The following is a 14,194-nucleotide window of genomic DNA, read 5'->3' on the forward strand; positions in this document are numbered from 1 at the left end:
CATACGGATTAAAGCGCCCATTAGGCTAGCTAGTCGATGGCGCGCACGGTGGCAAAGGCTGTGCGAACTATCTCATGCTTTGTGTGAGCGTCCAGTGATTCTTCGGCCTGGGAGCGGCGGTGGATTTCTTTCATGCTCATCGCACTGGCACCCGCACACGCTTGGAGAATGACCGCGATCTCAAAGCGCGACTTATCCGGGACGCGTTGGTGGAAAGCTTCCAAAACTTGGTCAGCTACGACTTGGAATTGTTGGCGCTTTTTCGAGGTATGGCTCAAGTTTTCTAAAGCCTCGCCAATGGTGAAAGGAGAGGTAAAAGAATGTAGCTCTTTGCCCTCGTTTTCGGTGGCATCGAGCGTTACCTGTTCGAGGAATTCAGAAATGGATGAATTAGGAAAGACAGTGGGTACTTCCTTGGAAAACTTGGCAAGCACATCGGTGCTAAAGGACAGTAGCGCATCTGCCACGGAGGAGAAGTAGTTGTGAAAGGTGCGCGGGGAGACCCCGACGGCCGCGGTGATGCCGGAGATCGTGGCGGCTTCGGCGCCACCGTCGAGGACGAGGCGCGCTGCCGCATCGGCCATGGCCTGACGCGTAGCTCGCTTCTTTTCTTCGCGCAGACTAGCCACGGTGTGTCTCGCCTACCTTCTCTCGTTGTGCGCGCAGGAGTTCCTCGCGGTCGGAGTGCAGGGCTTCGCCTTCAATGTCCATATTAGGGGTGATCTTATCCAACCAGCGCGGGAACCACCATGCCTTTTTATCCAGCACAAACATGGTAGCGGGGATGATCATCATGCGGACTACGAAGGCGTCGATAAGCACGCCCGCAGCCAGGGCAAAGCCCATGGTCTTAATGAACGGCTCGTCCATCAAGATGAAGGCGGCAAAGACGGAAACCATAATGAGGGCCGCGGCGGTGACCACGCGCGCGCCGTGCTTAAAGCCATTCGAGGTGGCGTTGCCGGCCGTCTTGCCATTGACAAATCCCTCACGCATGCGGGTCACCAAGAAGACTTGGTAGTCCATGGCCAGGCCGAAGGTAAGGCCGATGAGCATGATGGGCAGGAAGGAAAGCAGCGGCTGTGGGTCGTCGACGATGCCGAACATGCCTTCTTGCCAAATGGCCACGGTGATGCCGAAGGTGGCAGTCATCGAAAGCGCGAATCCAGCAGCAGCGATGAGCGGTACCCAAATGGAGCGGAAGACCAGCATCAAGACGATGAAGGCCAGGCCCAGCACGATGGCTACGTATGGGATAAGCACGTTATTGAGGCGCTCAGAAATGTCATCGAAGATCGGGGTGATACCGGTAATGCCGTAGGAACCGCCGGTCTTTTCAAACTCACCCTGGTAATCGCGCAAGTGGTTAAGGGTTTCGGTGGTTTCCTCATCGGTTGCGCCGGTGGTAGGCGTGATCATGATCTGCGCAGCATCACCGTTGTCAGTGGTCTGCACGATCTGGGCGTTTTCTACGCCGTCGTTGTCATTGAATTCTTGCAGCAGTTCCTGAAAGGCCGGCATGCGGTCCTGCTCAGGGACGTCGGCCACATCAACGAACGCGATCATCGGCGCATTGCGGCCAGGGCCAAAGGCGTCTGCCGTGATCTCATAGGCCTCGCGCTGCGGGGTGCCGGGCTTTGCGGTGCCATCGGTGGGCATGGCCAGGCGCAGCTGGGCAAATGGTACGGCCAGGATGCCCAGCACAACGACGCCCGCGATAAGGTGCAGCCACGGGTGGGCACGCACGCGGCGAACCCAGCGCAGACCCATGGTGGGCTTTTCGTCTTCTGGGTCTGGAACCTTGGGGCCAGGCACGCGGCCGGCGAAGATCTTGGTGCCCAAAAGTCCCAGCAGGGCGGGAATGAAAGTATTGGCAACCAATACGGCGATGATCACTGTTGCCGCGGCGGCGATGGCCATGGTGCCCAGGAACGGGATGCCGATAATGGTCAGCGCGGCCAAGGCGATGACCACGGTGGTGCCGGCGAAGACAACGGAACCGCCCGCGGTGCCCAGCGCCATGCCCATGGCGTGGGCACGGGTGGCCTTATCCATCTTCTTGAGCTCTTGGGCCAGTTCCTTTGGCGAAAGATCGTTGAGGCCAGAGGAGGTGATGAGCTCGTTGCGGAAGCGGTTGACAATAAACAGCGCGTAATCGATGCCGACGGCCAGGCCAATCATGGAGGCCAACGTCGGGGTCATATCGGAAACGGTATCCGTAAAGACCGTGGATACCTGTACGCCGAGGATGCCGATGCCCACGCCGATGATGGCGGAAATTAGCGGCATACCAGCGGCTACGAAGGAACCGAAGGTAATCAGCAGCACGATTGCGGCGACGATGAGGCCGATCATCTCGGCGCTGCCACCCATCTCTTGGCCCGCGGAGCTAAAGGCGTTGCCCTGGTACTTCACGGTGAGCTCGCCCTCGTCGTACTTGTTGAGGACGTCCGTGACCTTGGTCATGTCCTCTTCTGGGATGTCCATGACTTCGTTGGCGTTGAAGGTAATAGTGACGGTACCGGTAGTTTTGTCCTCGCTGAGCGGGGAGAGCTGTTGCAGGTTCTTTTGAATCTGCTCCTCCGGCATGTGCTGGGCCTTCATCTTTTCGCCCATTTGCTTTTCCATGCCGGCTGCAGCCATCACCGGGCTGACCAGTTTGTCCTGGGCCTTGAGCGCGCCAGTGTCTTTGAGCTCGCTAAGGAGGTCATCTACCTTGCCGGCTACCTGTTTATCGGTGAGGTCTTTGCCCTCCGGTGCTTGGATGACCACCGTGCCTTCGGGAGCACTCATGGCATCGGTATCTTGGCCGAAGCGCTCCATCATTTTGTCTTGGGTGGTCGTGGAATCCATCTCCGGCATGGAGAAATTAGGGTTCGGGGACTTGGCAAAGCCGGCGGTAAGTCCCGCCATGGCCACCAAGACGATGAGCCAAAAGGCGAGGAATGGCCACACCTTGCGGTAGGACCAGCTGCCTAGCCGGTAGAGGAATTTAGACATAAAAATGTGCTTTCTTGTGCAGTATGCGTGCAATGCTTTGCGCGCGGGTGACAGTGAATATGGAATCCGCGGGGAAAAATCTGCACCCCGTGCGAAACATTGCATAGTGTACGCAAAATTGCGGAATGTGTGCAAAGACGTGTGTGGTGGGCAATAGGAAGCTGCTCGTGAGATATACGGCTTGTGCCCTCGGGTGTATCGGCGATGGCGGTATGGGGCGGTAGACTGTCCGGCATGCTCCACGCCGTTAGTTTCGCCCTTCTGGATTCCGTCAATGCCTTACTTATTGGCATCCTTGTGGCCATCGGCATCATTTTGCCCCGCGGTAAGTATCGGCGCATTGTTGCATTGGTGGTAATAGGAGATTGGGTCGGGGTGCTCGTCGCAGCGGCAGTGGTGATGTTTTTGTTGCTAGGAGTCAAAGACCAAATTGAGGCCATTTTGAGCTCACCCATTGCTGGCTGGGTCCTTGTAGCAGTGGGCATTGCGGTGGCTTTCGGATCATGGCGATCTAATGGGCAGCCCAATGCCTTAGTCAATCGGCTGCTAGAGCCGCTGCGGACGCCATCACCGATTACCGCACTCATCGGCTTCGTAATGGGTGTGGTGCAATCGCTGACCTCGGTGCCGTTTTATTACGGGCTTATGCACTTGGCTACCGAAGATATTGCTCCGGCCGCTCAGTACGGCGGCTTGGTGTGGTACGCCAGCCTTGCCCTGTCCCTGCCCACTGTCTGTGGCCTTTTTATTGCGGTGGTGCGCGCCCATCCCGAATCGGCTGCCGGCCGTCTTTTTGCCGCGGCGCGCGCCAATAGCACCCAGGTGGCGCTCTTTGGCGGCTACCTCGTGGCGGTCTTCCTCATCCTCATGGGCGTGCTTTCCCTTTAATCAAAGGTGACCTCATCCAGGCTCAAAGCCGCATCGGATTGGCTGCGCGCGCAGTCCACGTAGCGAGCAGCATGCGGAATGAAGGCTTGCGATTCCTCTGGGCTGAGCTCGCGGCGGACCTTGGCTGGCACGCCGGCGGCAAGGCTCCGCGGCGCAATGGTGGTTCCTTCCAGTACCACAGCGCCTGCCGCGATGAGTGAGCCGGTGCCAATAGTGCAGCGCGAGAGCAGCGAAGAGGACATACCCACCAGGGAACCGGCCTCCACATGCGCGGCATGGACCATCGCCATGTGTCCCACCGTGACATCATCTTCTAGTACGCACGGCGTGTCCTCTTCTACGTGGAAGACGCAATTGTCCTGAATATTGCACCTAGCACCAATGCGAATCGCGCCCACGTCGCCGCGCAGGACACTGCCATAAAACACGGAGGAATCCGGGCCGATTTCTACATCGCCAATGATGGTGGCAGTGGGTGCAATCCACGCACTGCGGTGGATGCGCGGCTTCTTTCCAGAATAAGGCAAAAGCAGCATGTCAGTCCTTTCAGGAAACTATTCCACCACCACGGCTACGGCGGGGGAAAGCTCGTAGTCGCCGGGGTAGGGGAGGTTGTCTACGAGGGCGTCGGCAAGCGCGGGCGTCATCGGTATGACCCAGCCGTGCCGAGGATCTTTGATGGGCAAGGCTTCCTTTTTTACGGCGGGAAAATGCACCGTCGTGGTGGGAGAATCCAGCGTAGCTGACTCGCGGGCGCGGGCTACTTCGCGCAGTACCTCGGCGCCGGGCTGGTCAGTAACGACGATGATAAGCGGCCCTGCGGTGTGGATTTCCAGCCGGTCAATGTGGGAGGTGAGCGCCGCGGAATCTGGGCGGGCCAGGCGTGGGGACTGCGCGCCGGTCAGCCGGGCAAGTGCATCTTTTAATCCCATGGGAGCCCAGTCTAGTGAGCGCTCACGGTGATGGTGCGGCAGCGCTCCAAGTCGAAGTACGCACGCTGCCCGGTGGCGGCAACGCGCTCGCGGGCCACAGATTCATCGTGGGTTACGGCCGTGGCGAGGAAGACGAGTGGACCATCGGGCTGGCGCCATGTGCCGAGATACCGCGCGCCGTGTTCCTTGGCTAAGGCCAAGGCTTTGCTCACCGCGGCTGGGGTAGGCTCCGTCACCCGCAGGAGCACCTTCCCGGTGGGGTTATAGGCGAACCCGGTGCGGGGCTGCTGGCCGGTTTCGATATCGAAGGTGCCTTCTTCGTCCGCGAGCAATTGTCGGAAAATGCGCTTCATTGGGCCCAGCGTAGTATGGGGCACCATGATTGACGCCAGTAACACCGCACTCGTTATTGAAGGCGGCGGCATGCGCAATTCCTATACTGCCGCCTGTATGGTCAAACTCATCGAAGAAGGCGTGGACTTTGGCTGGGTAGGCGGCGTCTCTGCCGGGGCATCGCACACCGTTAATTACTTGTCGCGCGATGCCCGCCGCGCCGAAGAGTCTTTTACGGACTTTGCTAAAAACCCTAGCTTCGGTGGCGTGGGTTCGCTGGTGCGTGGCACCGGGTATTTCAATGCCGAGTACATCTATGAGCGCGCAGCAGACAGGGATTTGCCCTTTGATTGGCAGTCCTACTGCGAGCATCCGGCCGATATGGTGCTTGCTGCAGCGCGCGCCGATACCGGCGAGTCTGTTTACTGGACTCGCCAGGACATCCACACCCCGGAAGATCTCTTCGTGCGCGTGCGCGCTTCCTCCACGCTGCCGCTGATTATGCCGATGCGATTTATCGACGGCGCGCCGTACGTGGACGGTGCTTTGGGCTCTTCCGGTGGCATTACCATTGCGCAAGCAGAAGAGGCCGGATACGAGAAGTTTCTGTTTATTGGTACTAAGCCGCGCGGGTATGTGCGCCCGGAGGTTGCGCGCCCAGCCTTCGTCCGCCGCATCTTCCGCAGGTACCCCGCTATTGCCGACGCCCTTATAGCCCGCCCCGCCCTCTATAACGCAGCCAAAGATCGGCTTTTGGAGTTGGAGCGCCAAGGGAAGGCGCATTTATTTTTCCCGGAAGATATGCAGGTGGCCTCCACCGAACGCAACGTACACAAGCTGCGGGCGAACTATCAGGCAGGGAAAGCCCAGACCTACACGGAGTGGCCACGGTGGAAGGAATTCCTCCTCGATTAGTTCACTATGGGCGTTAGCTGTGAGATGTGCCGCTGCTGGGGGTGGGTGGCCCCTGGTGAAAAGGGTCTAAGCAGTAGCGATGCCATTGGTGGTCGTTAAAGAATGTGCCTTTCACGTGGAACTTTGGGGGAAAATGCCTAAAATATTCCAGCGTGTTAGCAATTTTTGATGGAAATATATGGCTGAGCATTTTCTTCATAGTGCTGCTCGGCACGCTTTTTGGCATGATCCCCTTCGGTCCGCTGCGCTTTGGCGCGGCAGGCACGCTGTTTGTGGGCTTGGCCTTCGGCTCGTTTATTGACCTAGATAAAGACATCTTAAGCTCCCTGCAAGAGCTGGGCTTGGGACTCTTTATTTATATGCAAGGCCTGTCCGCCGGTGAGCGCTTCTTCAAGGGCTTTTCCAAGCAGATGAAGCACATGCTCACGGCGACCATTGCGATTGTGGTGGCCGCGGGCGCAGCCATCCTCTTTGGTGGCATGCTGGGGCTGGATACCTTGGCTTCCGTTGGTGTATTTGCCGGCGCCACGACCTCGACGCCGTCGCTGGCAGTTGCCCAGCAACAAACCGGTGAAGAGCTACCCGCCGTGGGCTACTCGCTGGGCTATCCCGTGGGTGTGGCGGTGGCCATTTTGGTCGTGGCATTCCTGCTCAAGCAGAATTGGCCCGCCAAGCACGATAAGGACAATTCTGCCTCCAAGATCTTCCGCTCCCGCACCATTCGCGTTACCAAAGACGTGAACTACGATGATTTGGAAGAACAGTTCAAGGATCACTTTGTGATCGCTACCATTCGCCGCGGTAATAAGGTCCGGGTTGCCGGCGATCGCCCCGAATTGCACAAGGGCGATATCCTGCGCGTGATGGTCACCAAGGCCAAGGCCCGTGAACTGACCCAAATGCTGGGCAAGCGCCAGCCGCAAACTCCGTTCGTGGATAAGCGCCTGGTCATCGAAACCGTGGCTATTTCTAACCAAGATATTGCCGGCCGCACCGTTGAGGAGCTCAACCTGTTCTCCCGCTATGGCGGTCGTATCGTGCGCGTGCAGCGCGGCGATGAGGAATTCTTGGCCAATAATGAAACTCATCTGGCTTCCGGCGATATCCTCGAGCTCATCGTGAAGTTTGACCGCTTGGGCGATATCCAGGATTACTTCGGCGACTCCATTAAGTCCTACTCCGAGCTGAACTGGGTGGCCTTGGGTGGTGGCCTCTTCTTGGGTTATCTGCTGGGCCAGGTCGTGGTACCGATGCCAGGTGGTGCTTCTTTCGAGCTGGGCTTCGCGCTCGGCCCGCTGATTACCGGTCTTATCCTCGGTGCGCTGCACCGCACCCGCCGCATTCCATGGCAGGTTCCGGCTTCCATTAATACCGCCTTCCAGCAGTGGGGCCTCGTCATCTTCTTGGCGTCTGTGGGCCTCTCATCCAGCGAGGCATTCTTGTCCACCGCCTTCTCCTGGATGGGTCTGAAGTGCATGATCCTCGCCGCCATTGTCACCGTGGTGGTTTCGGTCTTATTCGCTGTAGCGAATCGCTTCATGGGTCAGTCCGAAACCCGTACCTCTGGCGGACTTTCTGGCATCTTTGCTCAGCCGGCCGTGGTCAATTACGCCACGGGGCTGAGCTCCGACTCGCGCATCATGACCGGTTATGCGGCCACCATTGTGGTGGGGCAGGTGGTCAAGATTGCCGTTGTCCCTGTGATGTTGATGGTTTAACACGCAACGGAAAAGGCCGCTTCCCAGAACGGGAAGCGGCCTTTTTCTCTGCTATGTGGACCTGTGTGGTTTCTAATCCGCCACGAGGGTTTCCATAGTGAGCTCTGGGTGTTCCTTCTCAATGAAGGCGAGCTTCCACTTATCGCCAAAGAGCGCGATGAGCTCGCCATCTTGGCGGGTAAAGATTTCCACGCCACGCTGACGGCCGAGCTCTGGGGCGGATTCGGCATCGGTGCGGCGAGCCACGGAATAGGGGATAGGCTCGGTGACGGTTTCCACGTTGTATTCGAACTCCATGCGGGCCTGCATGACCTCGAACTGCATGGGGCCCACCGCCGCCATGACAGGGGAGGCATCGCCACGCGCCTCGTTCTTGAGGATCTGGACCACGCCTTCGGCCGCCAGTTGCTCCAGTCCCTTGCGGAAGGCCTTGTACTTGCCTAGCGACTTCGCGCGCAGAATGCGGAAGGCCTCCGGCGCGAACTGCGGCATGGGCTTGAATTGCACCTTCTTGCCGGAATAGATGGTGTCACCAGGGGCAAGCGAGCCTGCGTTGACCAAACCCACGATATCGCCCGGATAGGCGGTATCCACGGTATCGCGCGTGCGGCCAAAGACGGTGAGGGCGTACTTGGTGGAAAAGCTGCGGCCGGATTGGGCGTGGTTGACCTGCATGCCGCGTTCGAATTCACCGGAGACCACGCGCATAAAGGCCAAATTATCGCGGTGCTTTTGGTCCATGCCTGCTTGGACCTTGAAGACGACGCCAGAGAAGTCATCGCTGACCTCGCGGACCTCATCAATGGCGCTGGTGGCAGCCTCAACTGCCTTCGGATCGGAGTCCCGCGAGTGCGGAGCCGGGGCAATGGCACACAGCGTATCCAGGATTTGGTGCACACCAAAGTTCAGCATCGCAGACGCAAAAATAAGCGGGGAGGTCACGCACTGCTCGAAAAGCTCCTGATCATGCAGGGCACCATCGGCGGCGAGGAGCTCGGCTTCCTCGACTGCGGTTTCCCATACATCTGCTTCCTTCTCCCCGGCGGCATCCGGATCAAAGTGTTCCTCTGGAGCAATGGTGGAACCGCCAGCGGTGCGGATGAAGTGGATATACTCATCGGCCTCGCCATCATCATTGATATGCGCCAGGCCGCGGAAGTCACCGGCGATGCCCACCGGCCAGTACAGCGGGGTGGGCTGCAGCTGGATTTCGTTGACGATTTCGTCGACAAGCTCTAGGGGCTCACGGCCCACGCGGTCCCACTTATTGATGACGGTAACGATAGGCAGGCCGCGGGCCTTGCACACGCGGAAGAGCTTAAGAGTCTGGGGCTCGAGGCCCTTGGCGGCGTCGATAAGCATGACTGCCGCATCCACCGCGGTGAGCACGCGGTAGGTATCCTCCGAGAAGTCCGCGTGGCCCGGGGTATCAACCAGGTTGATCATGTAGGGCTCGCCCTCGTGGCCCTCCGGCGCATACTCGAACTGCAGCGCCGAGGAAGCCACGGAAATGCCGCGGTCCTTTTCCATATCCATCCAGTCAGACACGGTGGACTTGCGGTTGCCCTTGCCGTGGACCGCGCCGGCCTCATTAATAACGTGTGCGTGCAGCGCCAGCGCCTCCGTCAGCGTGGACTTACCAGCATCCGGGTGGGCGATAACGGCAAACGTGCGGCGGCGCGAGGCCTCAGAAGCGACAGAACTCATGCGGCATAGTCTAGTGGTTTCGCGCTACCACTCCACATTGAGGCGGCGCCCCAAATCATCAAAGACGCGGCGAGCCACCGACAGCTTCTTCGCAATGGGGCGCTGGAGGCCTGGTTTGCGCTTGTCGTTGTAGTATTCGCCGGATTCAAAGTGGATTCCCTCGGTGCCGGTCAAAAAGTAGGCGAGGTTATCGCCGCCTTCGGCAGGCTTGCCAAAGGTCTTGCCAATCAGCCCGGAATACATCTTGGACATCATGCCGGTAGAGGACTTGGAAAAGTCAGTGGCAAGCACGCCAGGGTGGAAGGACACCGCGGAAAGCCCGTGGGCGTCGAGATAACGGGTGAACAGGATATCGCCCAGCTTGGCGTTGCCGTAGGCACGCTCGGGGCTGAAGTGCTCCAGCGTATTGGGATCGTTCAGGTCAAAGTTGGACATGAGGAAATTAGCTAGCGAAGCCGTCTGGACCACGTTTGCGTTATCCGCGCGCAGCTTGTCCCGTAGCAGCGAGGTCAACAGGAAAGGCGCCACCACGTTGACCTGCCAGGTGCGCTCAAATCCATCGGCGGTGGTAGACGGGCCGTCAAAAATGCCGCCGGCATTATTACCCAGGGCGTGGATATGCTCTAGGCCTTCCAAATCCTGTGCCAAGCGGCGTACCTGGCCCAGGGATTCGAAGTCCGCTAGGAAGTACTGGCCTTCGACTTCCTCGGCCACCGCGCGGGTCTTTTCCGGATTGCGGCCGATGATAACCAGGTTGTCTTGTGGCCGGGTGCGGTGCAACTGACGAGCAGCCGCGGCGCCCAATCCGCCGGATGCGCCGGTAATCACAATGGTCTTGGCAGTGCTATTTGGCGAAGTCATAACACCAATGCTAACCGTCCACCGAGGGGTAGTGCCGGCCAGCAGTTTCCCTGCGCCGAAAGCAGGTCTATACTTCCGCTGGTGAAACACTTGCTTTCCATACGGCAGTGGGGCCCGGCGCGATTGACCGCGGCTGGCTTCCTTGTGCTGATTCTGGTGGGAACGGTTTTGCTTATGCTGCCGTTCGCCGAGGCCGGCACCGCCCGCGCTTCCTTCCTGTCTGCCTTGTTTACTGCTACGTCTGCGGTCTCGCTTACCGGCCTCATCGTGGTGGACACCGGCAGTTTTTGGAGCCCGGCCGGGCAGGTCATCATCTTGGCGCTTATACAACTGGGCGGCCTGGGCATCATGTCGCTCGCTTCGCTATCCGGCCTGCTATTTACTGGCCGGATTAGCTTCAAGGCGCGCAAAACCGGTGCCTATGAGGGGCGCCCCATTGCCCCCGGTGGAATCCGCAAGACGCTGATTTTTACCTTCGTCTTTACCGCGGTGGCTGAGACCATCATCGCTGTCATTGTGGCCGCACGCTTGATGATTGGCTATGGGCACTCCTTTCCGCGCGCGGTGTGGGAAGGCATCTTCCATGCGGTATCTGCATTTAACAATGCCGGCTTCAGTACCAATAGCGATAACCTGGTGCCCTTTGTTTCTGATGCCTGGATTTTGCTGCCGTTGGCCGCCGCCTTAATCGGTGGCGGTTTAGGTTTTCCGGTGTGGGCGGAGCTGGTGCGCTTGGTACGCCGCGATCGCCATGTGGTCCACCGCATTTCCATTACCGCCCGCATGACCCTAGCGGCCACGACCGTGCTTTTGCTCGCCGGTGGCGTCTTCTTCGCGTGCATGGAGTGGACCGGGCTTTTGTCCTCGATGTCGCTGGGGGATAAGTTGCTCAACTCTTTCTTTGCCAGCGCTTCTCCGCGCACGGCGGGCTTTAACGCCATTGATTATGGGCAGGCACACCCCATTACGCTGATGGGCACCGACATTTTGATGTTCATCGGTGGTGGCTCGGCCGGTACGGCCGGCGGTATTAAAGTCACCACCGCCTGCGTGCTCTTGGCTGCCATGGCCGCGGAGTTTTCGGGCCGGGAAACCACCACCATTGGCCACCGCAGCCTTCCGCGATCGGTGACTCGCCAGGCCCTAGCCCTGAGCTTTGCCGGCGTCATGGTGGTCACGTTGGGCGTGGCGGCGCTGCGCTTTTTTGATCCGGAGTTTAGCGGTGATCAAGTCTCCTTCGAAGTTCTTTCTGCTTTCGCTACGGTGGGCTTGTCCACCGGAATTACCGCAAGCCTGTCTGCGCCCTCGCAGATAGTGCTGTGCCTCATTATGTACCTGGGCCGCGTTGGCCCAACCACCTTGGTAGCAGCGCTGGCGGCGAAATCCGTCAGCCGGCGCTATAGCTTCCCCGAAGAAAGGCCGTTCCTTGGCTAATATTCTCAAGGCGCTGGGACGCACCCGCGCTGGCATCGATATTCCACCCGTCGTCGTTATTGGATTAGGCCGATTTGGCTCCTCGCTTGCTCATGAGCTGATGGCCAATGGGGTTGAGGTCCTCGGCATCGACTCCAGCGAAAAGCGCGTGCGTGAAGAAGCGCCCTACCTCACCGAGACCATTGCAGCCGATACCACCGACCCAGAGGCCTTGCGCCAGCTGGGCGTGGAGGAGGTCGAGCGCGTCATCGTCGCCATCGGCTCTCACTTGGAAGATTCCATCCTCACCGCGTCCAATCTGGTGGAGTTGGGGGTCAAAGACATCTGGGCCAAGGCTGATTCGGAGGCGCACGCGCGCATTCTCAGCCAGATTGGCACCCACCATGTCATCCGGCCAGAGCGTGATACCGGCCGCCGCGTGGCTTACCTTTTGGGCGGGCGTTTCCGTGATTTTGCGGAGATTGCCACCGATTATGGCGTGACCCAGATGGCCGTTCCTAGCTCATTGGTGGGCCGGCCGCTCGACCTTTCTGCCATCTGGCGCACGCACCGCGTGCAATTGGTCTCTGTGCGCCGCGCGGAAGGGGAGTGGGCCCCGCTTGCCGACGCCACCGAGCTCACCCCCACCGATTTCATCGTCGCCGCCGGCAGCCCCAAGGCACTAGAAAAATTTTCCCAGTGCTAGCGCGAGTGGATCTGGTTCTGGGCCTTGCCTAGCCCGTCCGTCACGATGAGGCGGGCGGCCTCGGCCGCGGTGGCGATGGCGTCATCAAAGCCAGCGCCCGCATCCACGGGGCCCAATACGTAATCCGGAATGGACGAACCCTTGGGCGGCCGGGCAATGCCAATGCGCACGCGCAGATAGTCGCGGGTGCCCAAGCGCTCGGTGAGCGACTTGAGGCCGTTGTGCCCGTTTTCATTTCCGCCCTGCTTGATCCGGATCTTATTGGCCGGAAGGTCCAGCTCATCGTGGAGAACAATGACGTGATCTGGGGCGATGCCTAGCTTCTGTGCCAGCGGCGCTACTGGATCGCCAGAAAGATTCATAAACGTGCCCGAACGCACGGCAAGTACTTTCTGTCCCGCCCAGCTAAGTGGCGCGACCTGCACATCCATCCCACGAACCGGCTCCAGCACGTCTCCGCTTGCGGCTAGCAGATCATCGATGGCCATATAGCCCACATTGTGGCGGGTAGCGGCATACTTCGCGCCGGGATTGCCCAGGCCCACAATAAGCCACTCCGCCTCTAGCTCGTCCGGATTGAGGCCTGGTGTGGGTTTATTCTTCGAGCCAAAGAACCGCGCGAAAAAATCTCCTAAAGGTGCCACTGCACTAGCTTCCTCTCTCAGTAAGGTGGGGTGCTATGAGTCAGGTTATAAGCTCCCTTTCCCGTAGCGTAATCCCCGCGCCCATGGCCGGCGGTCCCACCACCCCGGAACTAGTGCGCGCCGCCCATGCCGCCGGTTCTTTTGGCACCTTAGGCGTGGGCTCTGCCAGCATAGACACTGCCCGCATACAGATTGACCAGTGCACCGGCATTCCGTTTGGGGTAAACCTCTTTTGCCCACAACAGCCGCTTTCCGGGGGGCAACGTGCCGCCGCACGCGAGCTGGCGCAAGCAGAAAACCAGCCACTGCCTGATCCCGATTACTCCTTTGGCTTTGAAGAGAAGCTGGACCTAGCGTTGCGCGGCGGTGCCCGCGTGGTGTGGTCTATGTTTGGCACCTTCACACCCGAACAGATAGAGCGAATCCACGCCGCGGGCGCAGAGGCCTGGACCACCGTCACCACTTCTGCGGAGGCAACCGCCGCCACACGTCGGGGCGTCGACGTGCTCTGCGTCCAAGGCCCAGCCGCCGGCGGCCATCGCGGAACCTGGGACTTAGCCGCGACTCTCGATTCTCGGGACTTGGAGGAATTGGTGTCCGACGTGCATACCGCAGCCCCAGAAGTTCCCCTCATTGCCGCCGGCGGCCTGCGCACCGCAGACGATATAGCCACCGCTATGTCCTGGGATGGCGTCGCCGCATGTTCCTGTGGTTCCGCATTCTTGCTCACCGAAGAAGCAGGAACGAGTGACTACAACCGGCAGCTACTGCGCCGTGGTGGGCAAACCGTGTCTACCCGTGCTTTCTCGGGCCGCTTTGCTCGTGGACTAGAAACTCAGTACACCCGCAGTCACCCCAACCTTCCACCGGTTTATCCGCTCTTGAACCCTGTGCTTAAGGAACGCCGTGCGCAGCACGATGATGCCGTAGCTTACTGCCTCGTAGGTACCGACGTGGCAAAAATTAACGGGGGTACTGTGGCCAACATCCTGAACGATCTATGCCAAAACCCACACTAGTAAGCGCTAATATTTATGTTTGAAGATTTAATGCCACCCCCGTGACAGAAAAGGAATG

General features: G+C 59.3%; 14 protein-coding genes. 6 read left to right on the forward strand and 8 right to left on the reverse strand.

Annotation, left to right across the window (positions count from 1 at the left end; genetic code table 11):
• Positions 1–29: 29 nt before the first annotated feature.
• Both MHY22_RS01770 and MHY22_RS01775 read right to left on the reverse strand, forming a co-directional pair.
• Positions 30–629, reverse strand: coding sequence for a TetR/AcrR family transcriptional regulator (locus MHY22_RS01770; RefSeq protein ID WP_239277796.1), 600 nt, complete (start codon positions 627–629; stop codon positions 30–32).
• Positions 622–3,000, reverse strand: a complete 2,379-nt coding sequence (locus MHY22_RS01775; protein ID WP_239277798.1) for an MMPL family transporter — start codon at positions 2,998–3,000, stop codon at positions 622–624. The genes MHY22_RS01770 and MHY22_RS01775 overlap by 8 nt, the downstream gene beginning before the upstream one ends.
• A gap of 234 nt (positions 3,001–3,234) precedes the next feature.
• Between MHY22_RS01775 and MHY22_RS01780 the strand changes: the two genes are divergently transcribed.
• Positions 3,235–3,888 carry a hypothetical protein gene (locus tag MHY22_RS01780; RefSeq protein ID WP_239277799.1) on the forward strand — a complete coding sequence of 218 codons (654 nt, stop codon included), beginning with the start codon at positions 3,235–3,237 and terminating at the stop codon, positions 3,886–3,888.
• Here the strand turns inward: MHY22_RS01780 and MHY22_RS01785 are convergent.
• From MHY22_RS01785 to MHY22_RS01795, 3 genes are read right to left on the reverse strand one after another with little or no spacing between them, the layout of a single operon-like run.
• Positions 3,885–4,424, reverse strand: coding sequence for a gamma carbonic anhydrase family protein (locus MHY22_RS01785; protein ID WP_239277800.1), 540 nt, complete (start codon positions 4,422–4,424; stop codon positions 3,885–3,887). The genes MHY22_RS01780 and MHY22_RS01785 overlap by 4 nt on opposite strands.
• Positions 4,425–4,442: 18 nt before the next feature.
• A complete protein-coding gene (locus MHY22_RS01790; RefSeq protein WP_239277801.1) occupies positions 4,443–4,820 on the reverse strand; it encodes a hypothetical protein in 378 nt (125 codons plus the stop codon).
• Positions 4,821–4,831: 11 nt separating this feature from the next.
• The gene (locus tag MHY22_RS01795) at positions 4,832–5,173 is read right to left on the reverse strand and encodes a hypothetical protein (protein ID WP_225747272.1); all 342 of its coding nucleotides are present in this window, start codon (positions 5,171–5,173) and stop codon (positions 4,832–4,834) included.
• A 25-nt stretch (positions 5,174–5,198) separates the two neighbouring features.
• On the opposite strand from MHY22_RS01795, the gene MHY22_RS01800 reads away from it, so the two are divergent.
• Positions 5,199–6,068: a patatin family protein gene (locus MHY22_RS01800; RefSeq protein WP_239277802.1), complete on the forward strand. Its 870-nt coding sequence runs from the start codon at positions 5,199–5,201 to the stop codon at positions 6,066–6,068.
• 152 nt (positions 6,069–6,220) lie between these two features.
• Positions 6,221–7,786, forward strand: a complete 1,566-nt coding sequence (locus tag MHY22_RS01805) for a TrkA C-terminal domain-containing protein (RefSeq protein ID WP_239277803.1) — start codon at positions 6,221–6,223, stop codon at positions 7,784–7,786.
• Positions 7,787–7,858: 72 nt separating this feature from the next.
• On the opposite strand, the gene MHY22_RS01810 is transcribed toward MHY22_RS01805, so the two are convergent.
• Together MHY22_RS01810 and MHY22_RS01815 are read right to left on the reverse strand one after the other, a co-directional pair.
• Positions 7,859–9,493 carry a peptide chain release factor 3 gene (locus MHY22_RS01810; protein ID WP_239277804.1) on the reverse strand — a complete coding sequence of 545 codons (1,635 nt, stop codon included), beginning with the start codon at positions 9,491–9,493 and terminating at the stop codon, positions 7,859–7,861.
• Between the two features lie 24 nt (positions 9,494–9,517).
• Positions 9,518–10,354, reverse strand: a complete 837-nt coding sequence (locus MHY22_RS01815; protein ID WP_239277805.1) for an SDR family NAD(P)-dependent oxidoreductase — start codon at positions 10,352–10,354, stop codon at positions 9,518–9,520.
• Between the two features lie 81 nt (positions 10,355–10,435).
• Between MHY22_RS01815 and MHY22_RS01820 the strand changes: the two genes are divergently transcribed.
• Both MHY22_RS01820 and MHY22_RS01825 read left to right on the forward strand, forming a co-directional pair.
• Positions 10,436–11,788, forward strand: coding sequence for a potassium transporter TrkG (locus tag MHY22_RS01820; RefSeq protein ID WP_239277806.1), 1,353 nt, complete (start codon positions 10,436–10,438; stop codon positions 11,786–11,788).
• Entirely contained in the window at positions 11,781–12,473 is a 693-nt protein-coding gene (locus MHY22_RS01825) for a TrkA family potassium uptake protein (RefSeq protein WP_239277808.1), read from the forward strand. The genes MHY22_RS01820 and MHY22_RS01825 overlap by 8 nt, the downstream gene beginning before the upstream one ends.
• Here the strand turns inward: MHY22_RS01825 and pth are convergent.
• Complete coding sequence (gene pth, locus MHY22_RS01830) at positions 12,470–13,117, reverse strand: aminoacyl-tRNA hydrolase (protein WP_239277809.1); 648 nt, start codon at positions 13,115–13,117, stop codon at positions 12,470–12,472. The two genes, MHY22_RS01825 and pth, sit on opposite strands and share 4 nt — an antisense overlap.
• A gap of 35 nt (positions 13,118–13,152) precedes the next feature.
• Between pth and MHY22_RS01835 the strand changes: the two genes are divergently transcribed.
• Positions 13,153–14,136 (forward strand): nitronate monooxygenase, encoded by a 984-nt coding sequence (locus tag MHY22_RS01835; protein WP_239277810.1) that lies wholly within the window; start codon positions 13,153–13,155, stop codon positions 14,134–14,136.
• Positions 14,137–14,194 lie beyond the last annotated feature (58 nt).

This window comes from Corynebacterium sp. ACRPO (assembly GCF_022347205.1).
Taxonomy (GTDB): domain Bacteria; phylum Actinomycetota; class Actinomycetes; order Mycobacteriales; family Mycobacteriaceae; genus Corynebacterium.

Coding starts and splice junctions, on each gene's coding strand:
- MHY22_RS01775 (WP_239277798.1), bottom strand. CDS start 3,000: ATGTCTAAATTCCTCTACCGGCTAGGCAGCTGGTCCTACCGCAAGGTG.
- MHY22_RS01780 (WP_239277799.1), top strand. CDS start 3,235: ATGCTCCACGCCGTTAGTTTCGCCCTTCTGGATTCCGTCAATGCCTTA.
- MHY22_RS01785 (WP_239277800.1), bottom strand. CDS start 4,424: ATGCTGCTTTTGCCTTATTCTGGAAAGAAGCCGCGCATCCACCGCAGT.
- MHY22_RS01790 (WP_239277801.1), bottom strand. CDS start 4,820: ATGGGATTAAAAGATGCACTTGCCCGGCTGACCGGCGCGCAGTCCCCA.
- MHY22_RS01795 (WP_225747272.1), bottom strand. CDS start 5,173: ATGAAGCGCATTTTCCGACAATTGCTCGCGGACGAAGAAGGCACCTTC.
- MHY22_RS01800 (WP_239277802.1), top strand. CDS start 5,199: ATGATTGACGCCAGTAACACCGCACTCGTTATTGAAGGCGGCGGCATG.
- MHY22_RS01810 (WP_239277804.1), bottom strand. CDS start 9,493: ATGAGTTCTGTCGCTTCTGAGGCCTCGCGCCGCCGCACGTTTGCCGTT.
- MHY22_RS01815 (WP_239277805.1), bottom strand. CDS start 10,354: ATGACTTCGCCAAATAGCACTGCCAAGACCATTGTGATTACCGGCGCA.
- MHY22_RS01835 (WP_239277810.1), top strand. CDS start 13,153: ATGAGTCAGGTTATAAGCTCCCTTTCCCGTAGCGTAATCCCCGCGCCC.